The 14,268-nt window shown below is 37.1% G+C and carries 13 protein-coding genes; 12 read left to right on the top strand and 1 reads right to left on the bottom strand.

Annotated features, from left to right (window positions below; all coding sequences use genetic code 11):
* The first annotated feature begins 140 nt into the window (after positions 1-140).
* The 4 genes from Q4493_RS01555 to argR all read left to right on the top strand — a co-directional run bounded on the left by Q4493_RS01555 (position 141) and on the right by argR (position 5,452).
* Positions 141-1,322, top strand: a complete 1,182-nt coding sequence (locus tag Q4493_RS01555; RefSeq protein ID WP_303448867.1) for an acyl-CoA dehydrogenase — start codon at positions 141-143, stop codon at positions 1,320-1,322.
* 90 nt (positions 1,323-1,412) lie between these two features.
* Positions 1,413-3,722 (top strand): alpha-ketoacid dehydrogenase subunit alpha/beta, encoded by a 2,310-nt coding sequence (locus Q4493_RS01550; protein ID WP_303448865.1) that lies wholly within the window; start codon positions 1,413-1,415, stop codon positions 3,720-3,722.
* Between the two features lie 10 nt (positions 3,723-3,732).
* Positions 3,733-4,779, top strand: a complete 1,047-nt coding sequence (locus tag Q4493_RS01545; protein ID WP_303448864.1) for an ACP S-malonyltransferase — start codon at positions 3,733-3,735, stop codon at positions 4,777-4,779.
* Between the two features lie 202 nt (positions 4,780-4,981).
* Positions 4,982-5,452 (top strand): transcriptional regulator ArgR, encoded by a 471-nt coding sequence (gene argR, locus Q4493_RS01540; protein WP_303448862.1) that lies wholly within the window; start codon positions 4,982-4,984, stop codon positions 5,450-5,452.
* A gap of 117 nt (positions 5,453-5,569) precedes the next feature.
* Here argR and Q4493_RS01535 read toward each other — a convergent pair whose 3' ends face one another.
* The gene (locus Q4493_RS01535; RefSeq protein ID WP_303448860.1) at positions 5,570-6,658 is read right to left on the bottom strand and encodes an aldose epimerase family protein; all 1,089 of its coding nucleotides are present in this window, start codon (positions 6,656-6,658) and stop codon (positions 5,570-5,572) included.
* A gap of 230 nt (positions 6,659-6,888) precedes the next feature.
* On the opposite strand from Q4493_RS01535, the gene Q4493_RS01530 reads away from it, so the two are divergent.
* From Q4493_RS01530 to Q4493_RS01495, 8 genes are all read left to right on the top strand, one after another.
* Positions 6,889-7,350 (top strand): GNAT family N-acetyltransferase, encoded by a 462-nt coding sequence (locus Q4493_RS01530; RefSeq protein ID WP_303448857.1) that lies wholly within the window; start codon positions 6,889-6,891, stop codon positions 7,348-7,350.
* A 167-nt stretch (positions 7,351-7,517) separates the two neighbouring features.
* Positions 7,518-8,075, top strand: coding sequence for an NAD/FAD-utilizing enzyme (locus Q4493_RS01525; RefSeq protein ID WP_303448855.1), 558 nt, complete (start codon positions 7,518-7,520; stop codon positions 8,073-8,075).
* 298 nt (positions 8,076-8,373) lie between these two features.
* Positions 8,374-8,838, top strand: a complete 465-nt coding sequence (locus tag Q4493_RS01520) for a hypothetical protein (RefSeq protein ID WP_303448854.1) — start codon at positions 8,374-8,376, stop codon at positions 8,836-8,838.
* Positions 8,839-8,951: 113 nt separating this feature from the next.
* On the top strand, positions 8,952-9,449 hold the full coding sequence (locus tag Q4493_RS01515) for a YcxB family protein (RefSeq protein WP_303448853.1): 498 nt from the start codon (positions 8,952-8,954) through the stop codon (positions 9,447-9,449).
* Between the two features lie 20 nt (positions 9,450-9,469).
* Positions 9,470-10,369, top strand: a complete 900-nt coding sequence (locus Q4493_RS01510; protein ID WP_303448851.1) for a sulfite exporter TauE/SafE family protein — start codon at positions 9,470-9,472, stop codon at positions 10,367-10,369.
* Between the two features lie 132 nt (positions 10,370-10,501).
* Complete coding sequence (locus Q4493_RS01505) at positions 10,502-11,512, top strand: Fe(3+) ABC transporter substrate-binding protein (protein ID WP_303448849.1); 1,011 nt, start codon at positions 10,502-10,504, stop codon at positions 11,510-11,512.
* 36 nt (positions 11,513-11,548) lie between these two features.
* On the top strand, positions 11,549-13,177 hold the full coding sequence (locus tag Q4493_RS01500; protein ID WP_303448848.1) for an iron ABC transporter permease: 1,629 nt from the start codon (positions 11,549-11,551) through the stop codon (positions 13,175-13,177).
* Complete coding sequence (locus tag Q4493_RS01495; RefSeq protein ID WP_303448847.1) at positions 13,174-14,229, top strand: ABC transporter ATP-binding protein; 1,056 nt, start codon at positions 13,174-13,176, stop codon at positions 14,227-14,229. Before Q4493_RS01500 ends, Q4493_RS01495 begins: the two co-directional genes overlap by 4 nt.
* Positions 14,230-14,268: the final 39 nt, after the last annotated feature.

Below are 14,268 nucleotides of genomic sequence, written 5' to 3'. Positions count from 1 at the left end.
GTTGATTATTAAGGAAAAACGAGAAAATAGCTATAGTTAAAAGCTATATCTGATAAAGGAAAACTATATTTTAACTTTAGCTAAATATTGCTTAATCTTTGTTCATAACAAGTTATTTTCTCATTTAAATAGGAAGGCTAATGTCAACTTCAAAACCTCGTTTCAACTGGCAAGATCCATTGTTAATAGACTCATTACTTTCGGAAGAAGAAAGAATGATCCGCGATAGCGCTCATCAATATTGTCAAGAACAATTGCAACCGCGTGTTTTATTGGCGAATAGAAATGAAAGCTTTGATCCTGAGATTATGAAAGAGTTAGGCGCGTTAGGTTTATTGGGCTGTACCATTGAAGAAAAATACGGTTGTGCAGGCGTTAATTATGTCACCTATGGGTTAATTGCCCGAGAAGTTGAGCGTGTTGATAGCGGTTATCGAAGTGCCATGAGTGTGCAGTCTTCTTTAGTAATGCATCCTATACATGCTTACGGTACCGAAGAACAAAAAATGAAATACTTACCCAAACTTGCAACCGGCGAATTAATTGGCTGTTTTGGTTTAACTGAGCCTAATTCAGGTTCAGATCCGGCTAGTTTGTCAACCCGAGCGGAAAAAGTGGCCGGTGGTTACCGACTTACCGGTAATAAAATGTGGATCACTAATTCTCCCATTGCTGATGTCTTTATTATTTGGGCGAAATTGGACGGTGTGATCAAAGGCTTTATTTTAGAAAAAGGCATGACAGGTTTATCAGCGCCTAAAATTGAAGGGAAATTTTCTTTACGTGCTTCAATCACCGGTGAAGTGGTGATGGATAATGTTTTCGTACCAGAAGAAAATTTACTGCCTCATGTTAAAGGCTTATCAGGACCGTTTGGTTGCTTAAACAAAGCGCGATACGGCATTGGTTGGGGAGCATTAGGTGCCGCTGAATTTTGTTGGCATGCCGCAAGACAATATACTTTAGATCGTGAGCAATTTGGCAAACCTTTAGCTGCAACACAATTAATTCAAAAGAAACTTGCCGATATGCAAACGGAGATCACCACAGGTTTATTAGCCTGTTTGCAGGTGGGCCGTTTAATGGATGCAGGCACTTTAGCGACAGAGGCAATTTCATTAATTAAACGAAACTCTTGTGGCAAAGCATTAGAAATTGCTCGTACCGCTAGAGACATGCATGGTGGTAATGGGATCGCAGATGAATTTCATGTGATCCGGCATATGATGAATTTAGAAGCGGTTAATACCTATGAAGGCACGCATGATGTTCATGCCTTGATTTTAGGACGTGCGCAAACAGGCATTCAGGCCTTTTTTTAAAAACTTAATATTGACTAAGTTCAGCAATAACGAACCTAACAATCATATCGTTATTGCTGATGATTTGAGTGCAAAAGAAGGTAGCCATCAATGTCGGATCGTAATCAGTGTGTAAAAGAAAATTTTATTCACTTTGTTCAGCAATTACATTTACCACAACTCAGTTGTCAGCTAACGCCACAATACGTTGGCTTAACAAATAGTGCCTTGGTAGATTTATTTGAAACACAAGTCACTAGTCGCCATTTAGACTTACATTCCAGGGTCATGCAAAAGCAAGGGCAAAGTTTTTATACTATTGGCAGCTCTGGTCATGAAGGCAATGCTGCAATAGCGAAAGCTTTTCGTGCCAGTGACATGGCATTTTTGCATTATCGAAGTGGCGCGTTTACCTTGCAACGAAGTAAACAAGTGGCAGGACAAACGGCTATCTACGATATGTTACTGTCATTTGCTGCAGCAAAAGATGATCCTATTTCAGGAGGCCGTCATAAAGTTTTAGGCAGTAAAGCGTTATCGATTCCTCCGCAAACTAGCACTATCGCCTCACATTTACCTAAAGCTATGGGGGCAGCATTTTCTATTGGTTTAGCAAAGCGACTTGGGCACCAAGGTGACATGCCTAATGATAGCGTGATTGTTTGTAGTTTTGGTGATGCATCTTCAAATCATTCTACCGCGCAAGGGGCAATAAATAGTGCGGCTTGGGCGGCTTTTCAATCACTTCCCATGCCGATCGTTTTTGTTTGTGAAGATAATGGTATTGGTATTTCCACGTCAACTCCTCATGGTTGGATTGAAGCAAACTATAAAAATAAAGCTGGATTAATTTATTTAACTTGTGATGGTTTAAATCTCTTAGATACTTATCGTGTCAGCCAGCAAGCAGCAAAAATAGCGAGAGAAAAGCAACAACCGGTTTTTCTACATGTAAAATTAATTCGTTTATTGGGACATGCCGGCTCAGATGCTGAATTTGTTTATCGTAAACAAGCGTCAATTGAAGCAAATGAGCAAAATGATCCTCTCTTACATACTGCAAAAATTTTACTCGAAAATAATATTTTAACGGCGACTGAAATTGTTGATATTTATCAAAATATCGCTGAACGTGTTGAATATATTGCAGAAGAAGTCGTTAAAAAACCGCGATTAAATACAGCCAATGAAGTCATGGAAAGTATTGTGCCGCCAAGTATTGAAAGTAAAGCTATTGTGGTGAGCGAAGAGCAGCGACAAACGCTATTTCAGCACGAAAAACATAACCTGACCAAACCACAACATCTAGCAAAACTGATTAATTGGACGTTACTCGATTTAATGGCACAACATGAAAACATTGTGTTGTTAGGCGAAGATATCGCGAAGAAAGGTGGTGTTTATAATGTGACGACTAAGCTAGTTGAGCGTTTTGGTAAAAACCGAGTAATGAATACGTTGCTTGATGAGCAATCTATATTAGGTGGCGCTATCGGGCTTGCTCACAATGGTTTTGTCCCTATTCCTGAAATTCAATTTTTAGCGTACGTGCATAACGCCGAAGACCAAATTCGCGGAGAAGCGGCAACCTTGTCTTTTTTCTCGAAAGGTCAATACACCAATCCGATGGTAATTCGCATTGCAGGACTTGCCTATCAAAAAGGTTTTGGTGGTCACTTTCATAATGATAATTCGTTTGCGGTATTTCGTGATATCCCGGGCGTAATTATCGCTTGTCCGTCAAATGGCGCAGATGCAGTTAAATTATTAACAACGTCGGTAAAATTGGCAACAGAGCAGCAACGGGTCGTGATATTTTTAGAGCCTATTGCTTTATACATGACCAAAGATCTACATCAAGAAGGTGATGGACTATGGACATTTGAATATCCATCACCCTTGCAACCATTATTGAAATCTTCTACTCACGATATTGATAGTCCAAGCATGAAAGAGGATGGCGAGCTTGAGAGTAGACCAGTAGCAAATGACGACTTAGCGGTTGCAGTACATGGCTCAGGCACTGATTTATGTATTTTAAGCTACGGGAATGGTTATTACTTATCTCGCCAAGCGGAAAAAGAACTGGCAGAGCAGGGTATTAAATGTCGGGTTGTAGATTTACGCTGGTTAGCGCCTTTAGATGAAAAGGGCATTATTGAGCATACGCAGGCGTGTGAACATGTATTAATTGTTGATGAGTGTCGAAAAACCGGCTCAATTAGTGAAGCTATCATCACGCTACTTTATGAAAAATCAATGAATACACGCAACACTGTGCAACGACTTTGCGCTCAAGACAGCTTTATACCACTTGGTAGTGCCGCTTATCATGTGCTACCTAGCAAAGACGATATTGTTAAAACGGCCAGTGAAATGTGTGCAACAAACGCTAACGTTCAATCTAAAGTGAAAGCGTAGGAAAATAACAATGACAACAAATAAAAAACAACGCGCTGTAGTAATTTGTCCAGGACGTGGCACCTATAATAAAGAAGAGCTTGGCTATTTAAAAAACTATCATGGCGATAAACTTAATTTTATTGAACATATTGATCAATATCGACAATTACAAGGTCAAGTAGCAATTAGCGAACTCGACGCAATGGCAAACTATAGTATGCGAACGCATACTGCTGGTGAGAATGCCTCTGCGCTGATTTATGCGTGTGCATATAATGATCATCAAGCTATCAATAATGAGCTTTATGATGTTGTTGCTGTCACGGGTAATTCAATGGGGTGGTATATTGCTTTGGCGGTAGCTGGTGCATTAAATAATGATACCGCTATTGAGTTGATCAATACCATGGGCTCGATGATGACCAATGGTTTGATTGGCGGGCAATTGATATATCCTATTATTGACGAACGTTGGCATAAAGATAAAACTCGTGAAGCACACGTGATGCAATGTTTGGCTGAGGTAAATCAGCACAAAGATTGTGAAGTTTATCTGTCAATTTACTTGGGAGGATATCTGGTTTTTGGTGGTAATAAACAAGGATTGAAAGCGCTAGAAAATCGTTTGCCGGTGATGGATGAACGCTATCCAATGAACCTCTTTAATCATGCCGCATTTCACACGCCTTTATTAGCGAGTGTATCTGAGCAAGCATTAAAACAATTACCTGTTTCGTTGTTTACTACCCCTGAGATTCCTTTGATTGATGGCTTAGGAAATAGTTGGCAGCCGTACTCAACTGATATTAATGATTTACATCAGTATACCTTAACTACGCAAGTCACAGCGCCATATAACTTTAGTAAAGCGATTGAAGTAGCTATTAAAGAATATGCACCAGATAAGTTGATTATTTTAGGACCAGGGGCAACTTTAGGAGGCGCTGTTGCACAATGTTTGATTGAACATAACTGGTTAGGCTTATCGTCTAAGAAGGATTTTATTGAACAACAGAAGCAAGACCCATATATTCTTTCCATGGGGATCGCTGAGCAGCGCAAACTAGTTGTTTAAGTTATTTAAATTAAGCAGTAAAAGAAGATTAATAATGACTTGAATTCGTATAAATATTCATCTAAAACAAATAAATATAAGCCAATATCGTTAGTAAACAATGGTATAGCGTTTTAAAGTATTATATTAGTGAATAAAAAGTAGGATTAGTCAGGGAAAATGGCTAATATATCTATATCAGGGATTTATATTAAAAAAGACAATGACATCTATACGTAAGAAAAACGAAGCTGAACTTCAACTCGCCTTTAAAGCTTTATTACATGAGCAATGTTATGGATCACAAAGTCAATTAGCAGAAGCGCTAGATGACCAAGGGTTTACTAATATTTCTCAAGCTAAAATTTCACGCTTACTTTCAAAGTTAGGCGCGGTAAAAATGCGTAACGCCAATGATCAGGTTGTTTATATTTTACCGGATGAATTAGCCATTCCGAAATCACGCCAAGCGATCCAATCTGTGGTGGTTAGTGTTAAGCATAATAATACGCAAATTATTGTAAAAACAGGCATAGGTGGTGCACCGTTAATTTCTAGAATGCTAGACAGTATGGGCGAATCCGCCGGTATTTTAGGAACATTAGCAGGTGATGATACGATTTTTATTGCACCGGTTGATGTTAATAATATTGCTAATATCACCGAAGATATTAAAAGGTTATTAGACGTTTAATATTGTCGTTAATAAATTTTCTGTATTAAATACAGGCAAAAAAGAAGTGATGTTCACTTCTTTTTGCGTTTTAGCGTACTATTTTTCTTTGAGAGTTGAGAGTTGAGAGCTGAAGTTTTAGATCAAATCAAACACATAACGAGTTTGGCTATAAAACGGCTGCTGTGGTGTTAATTTACAATTTTCAATATTAACCCCTTTATCTTTATTATTGGCGCGTTGTGGCTCTAAACAAAGTGCTGCTCGACGTTGATACTGTGTATTGTTTTTCCCGTAATGACTGCCATCAATATAATTAGCCGTATATAAAATCATACTAGGTTGGTCAGTATAAATAGTTAAACGTCTGCCTGAACGCTCATCAATGGCTTGCGCGGCAAATTCATTCAAAGCTAAGGCGTTTTCATTTAACAACCAGTAATTATCAAACCCTTGCCCGATACGAATTTGTTCATCGTCTGTATTATCAATATTTGTCGTTAAACAACTTGCTTGAGTAAAGTCGTGGGCGGTATTCGCAACTGATTTAATTTCACCTGTTGGGTAGGCTTTTTCCGACATAGGGAGAAAATAATCAGCGTTAATGCAAACTTGATGATGATGAATATTGCCCGAGTCATGCCCAGCTAAATTAAAATAACTATGTTGAGTTAAATTAACAATGGTGGTTTTAGTGGTATTAGCAAAATACTCAACAATTAATTCGTTGTTATCGGTGAATTGATACGTAACGGTAAAATTAACTTCACCCGGAAACCCTTCTTCGCCATCGGGGCTAGTATAAGTAAGTGTTACAGTACTACTTGTGTTATTTTGCGAAGTAGTTGCTTGCCATAGTTGTTTATTTAACGCGTTTTTTCCACCATGTAATTGACTGTCAGGCGCGTTGAGCTTGAGTTGATGTAACTCTCCATCGAGTTCAAATTGTCCTTGTTCGATTCTGCCTGCATACCGACCAATAACAGCACCTAAATAATAACTATCTTTTTCATAATCACTTACCCGATCATAACCTAAAACAATATCGGCTAAACGTTGGGTTTTATCATGCGCTAAAATTGAAACAATAATACCACCAAAATTAGTGATTTTTACTTGCATGCCTTGCCGGTTAGTTAAGGTGAAAAGTGAAGCTGACTCGCCATTACTTAGTTGGCCGAAGCTATCTTCAATAATTCTTACTAAATGTGGTGGGGAAGTAACCATCAGTTTACCTTTTATGTATGCAATACAATTGCAAACCTACTTGCCTGTTATTTCTTTGCTATATAGTAACTAAGCTATCAACGAAACCATAGTGGAATTGATAAAAATTTAGTACTACCTTGCGTTAGAGCATTGATTTTAAATAAGCAATGTCATTGAAACATGCTATTGAAACCATAAACAACTCGTGTGATTATTTATTATTAAAAAGTTATTTAAGTGAAAATATAATGAAAGTTCGTGCGGCGACATTAAATGATATTGATACGTTAAGAGTTTTTGAGCAAGGGGTGATTGCAGCCGAGCGCCCGTTTGATGAAACATTAGCCGATGATCCGATACAATATTATGATCTTGAGTTTCTGATTGCTTCTGAAGATATTCAATTAGTCGTTGTTGAATGCGAACAAGCAATAATTGCCTGTGGCTATGCGCGGATAAAACCTGCAAAAAAGTATGCCAAATATAGTTTTTATAGTTATTTAGGGTTTATGTTTGTCGAAGAAGAATACCGAGGAAAGAGGGTGAACCAGCTTGTCATCGACGAGTTAACACAATGGAGTTTAGAGCAAGGGGTTACCATGTTGCATTTAGATGTTTTTAAAGACAATGATGCAGCGGTTAGCGCCTATACCAAAGCGGGTTTTAAACAGTATCTTGTTGAAATGCGTATGGATATTTCACTTAAATAATTTTATTTTACTCGTGTTCGTTAATCACCTTATTAAGGGATTGTTTTAGGTCTATACTCAGGTAAGATTAATTGTTTTTCGGTGAGAATAGCTATTTTTATTAATAATTAATCACCACAGGAAGGTCCAAACGTTAGCTGGAAGTTACTTATTAAGGAGTGTAACTTATGTTAAGGCATTACTTTATAACAGATAGTTTGGAAGATTTGGTTCAGGTTGAGCAGGCTTTGATAAGTCGACATTTTTTGGGTTCTCAAATTCATGTATTAAGTGAGCAAGACGCAGAAGTCGCCAAACTACAGTTACATGAGATTGAATCTGTGCTAAAAAAAGATGTTATCCATTCTACAAAAATTGGTGCTGTGGTTGGTGTTATCCTAGCCATAATTACTTTGATTTTTGCTTATTTGATGAATTGGTTTAATAGTCCAAGTGGCTGGTTACCTTTTGTATTTCTGTCTATTGTCATTATTGGTTTTTGTACATGGGAAGGCGGTTTTATTGGTATTCAAACGGATAATATCAACTTTAGACGCTTCAAACGCTTAGTGAATAATGGTAAACATCTTCTATTTGTCGATATTGAACCTCAACAAACCAATACCCTTGGTGAGGTGATTAAACAATATCCGAGTTTGCAGGCGCAAGGAACAGGAGATGCCTCTCCTCATTGGGTGATATATGGTCGAGAAAAGTATCAAATGTTTATGAAATCAATGCCCTAAATCGTAGTCAAAAAAAGTTAATAAAAAATGTTGTTTAACAATAGCAATTATTTGATTTTTGCCTACACTTAAAAGGCAAAGCAAAACTTTACTTCTTTGTTTCATGTCCGTGCGCTTTAATGATTATTCATTAAAGCGCATTTTTATTGCATTTTCACCGAAAGATCTACACGATTACTTTCCTTTCATTATTTTATCTTTCAAAGACTATTTTCTGTACTTTCAAGCTGTTTACAGTGTTTACCCTGCTTACATTAACCTTTATGCTATTTACGTGATGAATTGTTGAGTATGAGCAATGACAGATAAGCCTGCCAGTCGCTGGTCAGTATTTAAAAAACTTGTGATATTTCAAGTGAAATTGACATTTGATGCCGTAAGAGATTTAGTGTTAAGCCCTATTTCTTTTTGCTGCGCATTAGTGGACGTGATCAAAAATAATAACTATGAGCAGAGTTACTTTAAAAAGTTAATGGCTTTTGGTGTAAAAACCGATATGTGGCTGAATTTGTTTTTTCAACATGATAGCCCAACTAATAAACCAAGTATTCAATCAGAAAGCGATGAAACTCAGTATAGTACGGCTGATGATGAACAAAAAAATGCGGATCAACTATTTGATAAAATTGAAGATATTATACGAGAACAATATGCCAAAGGCGATTTGCCTATATCCGCAAAAAATAAATTAGACGGTGTTCTGCAAAAACTAGGAAATCAACCTTCTCCTAGCAGTGAAGAAAGAAAAAACGTTGGTAAATAATAGCCGTCAGTTTTTCTTCAAGTTTAAAGTAAAGAGAGTAATTGTAGTGTTATATCAAGCAAGTAATTGCTAGAATATTTACTCATTTAACATTGAGATTCCCCAAAATAATAATGGCTACAGAATTTTCTTATACAACCACCTTTATTTTAGATAAAAATTACTTTTTAGAATGTTTTGAGCAGTCTGTTGAAGTTGATCTTACGTGGCAAGCTTATTTTAAAGCGATTTTCTTTTCAGCTTTTGGTGGTTTGTTGGTTGTTTTTACGCCAATTAACCCTTATGTTGCTTGGTTTTTATTTGGTATCGGTATTATTGAAGCGTTGAGTGTTTATTATCAAAAACCTTGGTGGGTAACCCGTCAAATGTTAGGGAAAGCATCGAATAGTGAAGTTACCTTAAGTGTTGATAGTAAAGGTATTAATTGTCATTCTTTTTATGTTGATGACCAATATAACTGGGGCGATATTATTAGTATGACAGCTACTGAGTTGGGTTGGATTATTAAACATGCAAACGGAAAAAATTACATTTCTTCGAGTTTTTTAAATGATGAAGCAAAGCAATACATACAACAACATGCAGTAGAAAATAATAAAATAATAAAATAATAAAATAATAAAATAATCACATGACTGAACATTCGGTATTAAAATCAGGCGATAGAAATCCTATTCGGTTAACTAGTTGGAAGTTTATTCTTGCTTTTTCAATAGGCTGGATGCTTTTAGTCGTCTTATCCTCTATTTCCCTTAGCCAAATGCTTGATTATTGGCTTTTTACGCTACTAGGCATTTTAGGGGCTATATTTGCTAATTCAACGGGAGCTGGTGGTGGCGTGGTTTTTATCCCTGCTTTCAACGAACTAAATTTTAGTGAGCATCAAGCAATAGCGACAAGTTTTGCTATTCAATGTTTTGGTATGACCGGCGGAGCTATTACATGGTGGTATCATTATCGCGCAGAAAAAACTGAATTAAGACTGTGGCAAGGTTTCAAGCGTATTATTGCCGTTTGTACCTTTAGTGGTATCGTTGGACTCTGGTTCGTTTACGGTACGCATATTCAGGCACCATCATCTTTGCACCAAAGTTTTAGTTTATTCTCTTTAATACTTGGCTTCTTTATTGTGGTTACCGTGTTTTTTGTCAAGTTACCTCGAGAGCGAAGTCAATTATATATTTTTGATTATATCGTGATCACTTTAATTGGGTTGTTCGGTGGTGCTATTACAGCCTGGCTATCGGTTGGTATTGGCGAATTGCTGGCGGTTTATTTAATTTTGCGTCGCTTTGATATTAATATGGCAGTGGCTGCTGCGGTCATTGTTTCTGCTTTTCTTGTATGGGCAGGAATATGGCAGCATACGTTAGTCTCATTTCAAGTCTATTGGCAAGTAGCCATATTTGCTGGACCGGGTGCTTTGTTAGGAGGGATTTTTGCTAAAACCCTTGTCACCTACCTTTCCGCAACGCGATTAAAGTTGTTTTTTGCTTTTTGGTTACTTGTAATAGGGTTAGCAGGCATATAGCCATTATCCTCTAAAAGTTAAATGAGAATAATTCTCAAAAACCTTGACAGCTTCTCACTTCTTCATTAGTCTTGCTGGCAATTTTATAGTGTTTAGTTATACACCTTTTGATTTAAATTATTTGGAGCTGTTATGTTAAAAAAATCATTGCTCAGCAAAGTATTATTTGTTTGTTTTTTAGTGCCAAGCGCTTTGATACAAGCCGCAGAAGTTAATGTTTACTCTTATCGCCAACCATTTTTAGTTAAGCCATTATTTGATGTTTTTACTCAAGAAACGGGTATTAAGGTTAATGTCGTTTTTGCTAAAAAAGGTATGGCAGAACGTTTAGCTCGAGAAGGGGAGCATAGCCCAGCGGATATTTTGTTAACAACGGATATCAGTCGATTAGTCGAGTTGCACGATAATAATTTACTACAAACAGTTCAGTCTGAAATACTGGAACAAGCTGTACCAGAAAAGTTTCAGTCAAAAGATAATACTTGGTATGCCTTAACGATGCGTGTTCGCAATATTTATTCATCTAAACGTTTAGGTAATATAGCGCTTAATTATGAAGACTTGGCGGATCCAAAATATAAAGCTCGTGTTTGTACTCGCAGTGGTAAACATCCTTATAATGTCGCACTAGTATCTTCTATGATTGCGGAGCACGGAGAAGAGAAAACATTGACTTGGTTAGAAAACCTTAAAGAAAACTTAGCAAGAAAACCGCAAGGTAGCGACCGTGGCCAAGTACAAGCAATACATCAAAATTTGTGTGATTTATCATTAGGTAATAGTTATTACTTTGGCAAAATGTTAAATGACGAAAAACAAAAAGTATGGGCTAATGAGGTAAATATTAACTTTCCTAATCAAGCTAACCGTGGCGCTCATGTCAATATATCTGGTGTAGCCATGGCTAAATATGCTCCTAATTCTAAAAATGCATTAGCGTTAATGGAATTTTTAGTCTCTGAAAAAGCCCAGCAAATGTATGCTGAAACTAATATGGAATATCCTGTTCGTGAAGGCGTTGCTGTTTCAGCGTTAGTGAGCTCTTGGGGACAATTCAAAGCCGACGAATTATCGTTAGAAACTATTGCGAAACACCGTAAATCGGCGATAAAGTTATTGGATAAAGCGAAATTTGATCTGTAATCCCTTTAAATTTCTAAGCTCAGGTTTTGTTAATCAGTGAGCTCTGGCAATAAAAATAAAAGATGGAAATTTCTTAGTTGGCTGATAGCACTGGCGTTAATAACACCAGTGCTTGTTATGCTTTTTTCTGGTATTGGCTCTTCAACTGAGTTATTTAGCCACCTTTGGCAAACCGTTTTACCTACCTATATATCTAATACTATACAACTTGCTATTTTGGTGGTGACGTTTTCAATACTGTTTGGAGTTCCTGCTGCGGCCATTATTAGTCAAACGAATGTAATGGGGAAAAAATATTTGCGCTGGTTATTGATGTTACCTTTAGCAATGCCGGCCTATTTAGTTGCTTATTTATATACTGATTTATTTGATTATGCTGGACCTGTGCAACGCTTTCTACGGGCGAGTTTTGATTGGCACTCCCCTTTAGATTACTGGTTTTTTGATATCAGAACCTTGCTTGGCGCGGCAATTATGATCGCCCTAGTGCTTTTTCCTTATGTTTATATGTTGGTGAGAACAGCGTTTGAATGCCAAGATCAGCATTTAATTAGGGCTAGCCGAAGTCTTGGTTACAGCTTAACGCAAAGCTTTATGAAAGTGTCTTTACCGTTGGCAAGACCTGCTATTGCAGTTTCTGCAAGCTTGGTACTGATGGAAACTTTGGCGGACTTTGCCACGGTACAATATTTTGCCGTAAATACGTTAACAACAGCAATTTATGATACTTGGCTAGAATATGGCGACTTATCAACTGCGAATGCTATTGCGAGTATTTTAATGCTATTGATATTATTTACTGTTATCGCTGAGCAAAGAGCTAGAGCAGGGCAGCGTCACCAATCAAATCGATTGAATAATCAAATAAAAGAAAAAAAATTATCTGTTGCTCAGCACTTTTTTGCGGCCGGATTTTGTTGGCTGTTAGTGATTGCCGGTTTTATTTTACCTTTCTTATTATTAATTATGATGGCATTAGATTACGCGACGTTAGAGCAATTAAATGAGCTTTTATCATCAGGTTTTAATAGTTTACAAGTGGCATTTTATGTCGCGAGTATCACAACCTTCATTGCATTATTATTATCGTTATTCAAACGACTACATTACTCTAAATGGCGGGATCATCCATTACAAATTTCTGGTTTTGGATATGCTATACCCGGCACTGTACTTGCGATGGCTATGTTAGCTACCCTTGGACCAATTGATCATTGGCTTAATGGGGTAGCCAAGTTGCTAGACATTACAGCACCAGGTTTAATTTTATCAGGCTCAATTTTTGCTATCATATTGGCTTTGGTGGTACGTTTTGCTGCTATTGCGAATGGCACTATTACTAGCGGAGTTGAACAAATCCCAGCCTCTTTAGATTTAGCTCCTGCTAGCTTAGGCGTTACGCTAAATAAAAGTATACCTAAGGTTCATTTACCGTTATTAAAATCTTCAATTTTCGTCGCATGGTTATTGGTTTTTGTTGAAGCCATGAAAGAATTACCGGCAGTTTTATTACTTAGACCTTTTAACTTTGAAACCTTAAGTACGCAAATATATCAATTAATTTCGGATGAACGTTTGGAACAAGGTGCCATAGGCGCGTTGCTCATAGTATTATTTGGTCTAATTCCTGTTGTTTATTTAAATAAAAAAGAGAGTAGCGTTTGACCGTTTTATTAACACTGCGACAATTGTCGGTAGCATTACAGCAAAAACCGATATTATCGGATGTAAATTTAACTTTAGCAGAAGGTGACATTCTGGGATTAGTTGGACCAAGTGGTTGTGGTAAAACGACGTTATTAAATACGATCGCTGGATTTGTTGAACAGCATAAAGGTTCTATTTCTATTGCACCTGATATGGTTATTGACGCTAATAATCTTATTGCCCCAGAGCAACGAAATATCGGCATGATTTTTCAAGATTATGCGCTATTTCCTCACTTGAGTGTCTATAAAAACATTGCTTTTGGTCTTAACCATATAGATAAAGCCGAACAAGCTACTCGGATTGACACCTTATTGTCGTTATTAAAGTTAACAGACTATTCAGAGCGATACCCACATCAACTTTCAGGTGGACAGCAGCAGCGCGTGGCAATAGCACGGGCATTAGCGCCACAACCTAAATTATTATTGCTTGATGAGCCTTTTTCTAACATTGATGCACGATTACGTAATGAATTAATGTTAGAGCTGAGAAGTTTACTAAAAAAGTTAGGTATTACTGCAATTTTTGTTACCCATAATAAAGATGAAGTGTTTAGTTTTGCTGACAAAATCGCGGTTATGCATCAAGGTCGTGTTCTTCAATCAGGCACTCCTATTGATGTTTTTCATCAACCCAGTAGTTGGTTGGTGGCTGACTTTCTACAAATTGGTAGTTGGTTACCTGTGATTGAGGGAAATGATGAATGCTTTACCGCGATTGGTAACATAGTGAAAGATACTATTGCTGATCAGAGAAAAGACAACGAACAGCAGTATTTGCTATTGAAGCCTCAACATATTGCTTTAATGCCTGAAGGTGAGGTTAATGTGAATATTGAATATGTTCGTATCACAGAGCATGGCTTTCATTATTTACTTTCTAGCTTAACCGATGATAAGCGCTTAAGTTTTGAGCAATTAAGTTTCTATAGTCATCATGTTTTTGCTCAAGGGGAAAAAATTGCTATTGAGATTTTACCCCATAATTATCAGCTATTTAGTAAATAAAATTTGTTAATCCTAATTACACTAGCGTTTTGGTAAGTG

Source organism: Colwellia sp. 1_MG-2023 (assembly GCF_030546755.1).
GTDB lineage: Bacteria > Pseudomonadota > Gammaproteobacteria > Enterobacterales > Alteromonadaceae > Thalassotalea_H.
This window is presented reverse-complemented; position numbering and strand designations above follow the sequence as displayed.

Coding starts and splice junctions, on each gene's coding strand:
- Q4493_RS01505 (WP_303448849.1), top strand. CDS start 10,502: ATGTTAAAAAAATCATTGCTCAGCAAAGTATTATTTGTTTGTTTTTTA.
- Q4493_RS01545 (WP_303448864.1), top strand. CDS start 3,733: ATGACAACAAATAAAAAACAACGCGCTGTAGTAATTTGTCCAGGACGT.
- Q4493_RS01555 (WP_303448867.1), top strand. CDS start 141: ATGTCAACTTCAAAACCTCGTTTCAACTGGCAAGATCCATTGTTAATA.
- Q4493_RS01520 (WP_303448854.1), top strand. CDS start 8,374: ATGACAGATAAGCCTGCCAGTCGCTGGTCAGTATTTAAAAAACTTGTG.
- argR (WP_303448862.1), top strand. CDS start 4,982: ATGACATCTATACGTAAGAAAAACGAAGCTGAACTTCAACTCGCCTTT.
- Q4493_RS01535 (WP_303448860.1), bottom strand. CDS start 6,658: ATGGTTACTTCCCCACCACATTTAGTAAGAATTATTGAAGATAGCTTC.
- Q4493_RS01530 (WP_303448857.1), top strand. CDS start 6,889: ATGAAAGTTCGTGCGGCGACATTAAATGATATTGATACGTTAAGAGTT.
- Q4493_RS01550 (WP_303448865.1), top strand. CDS start 1,413: ATGTCGGATCGTAATCAGTGTGTAAAAGAAAATTTTATTCACTTTGTT.
- Q4493_RS01510 (WP_303448851.1), top strand. CDS start 9,470: ATGACTGAACATTCGGTATTAAAATCAGGCGATAGAAATCCTATTCGG.
- Q4493_RS01525 (WP_303448855.1), top strand. CDS start 7,518: ATGTTAAGGCATTACTTTATAACAGATAGTTTGGAAGATTTGGTTCAG.
- Q4493_RS01515 (WP_303448853.1), top strand. CDS start 8,952: ATGGCTACAGAATTTTCTTATACAACCACCTTTATTTTAGATAAAAAT.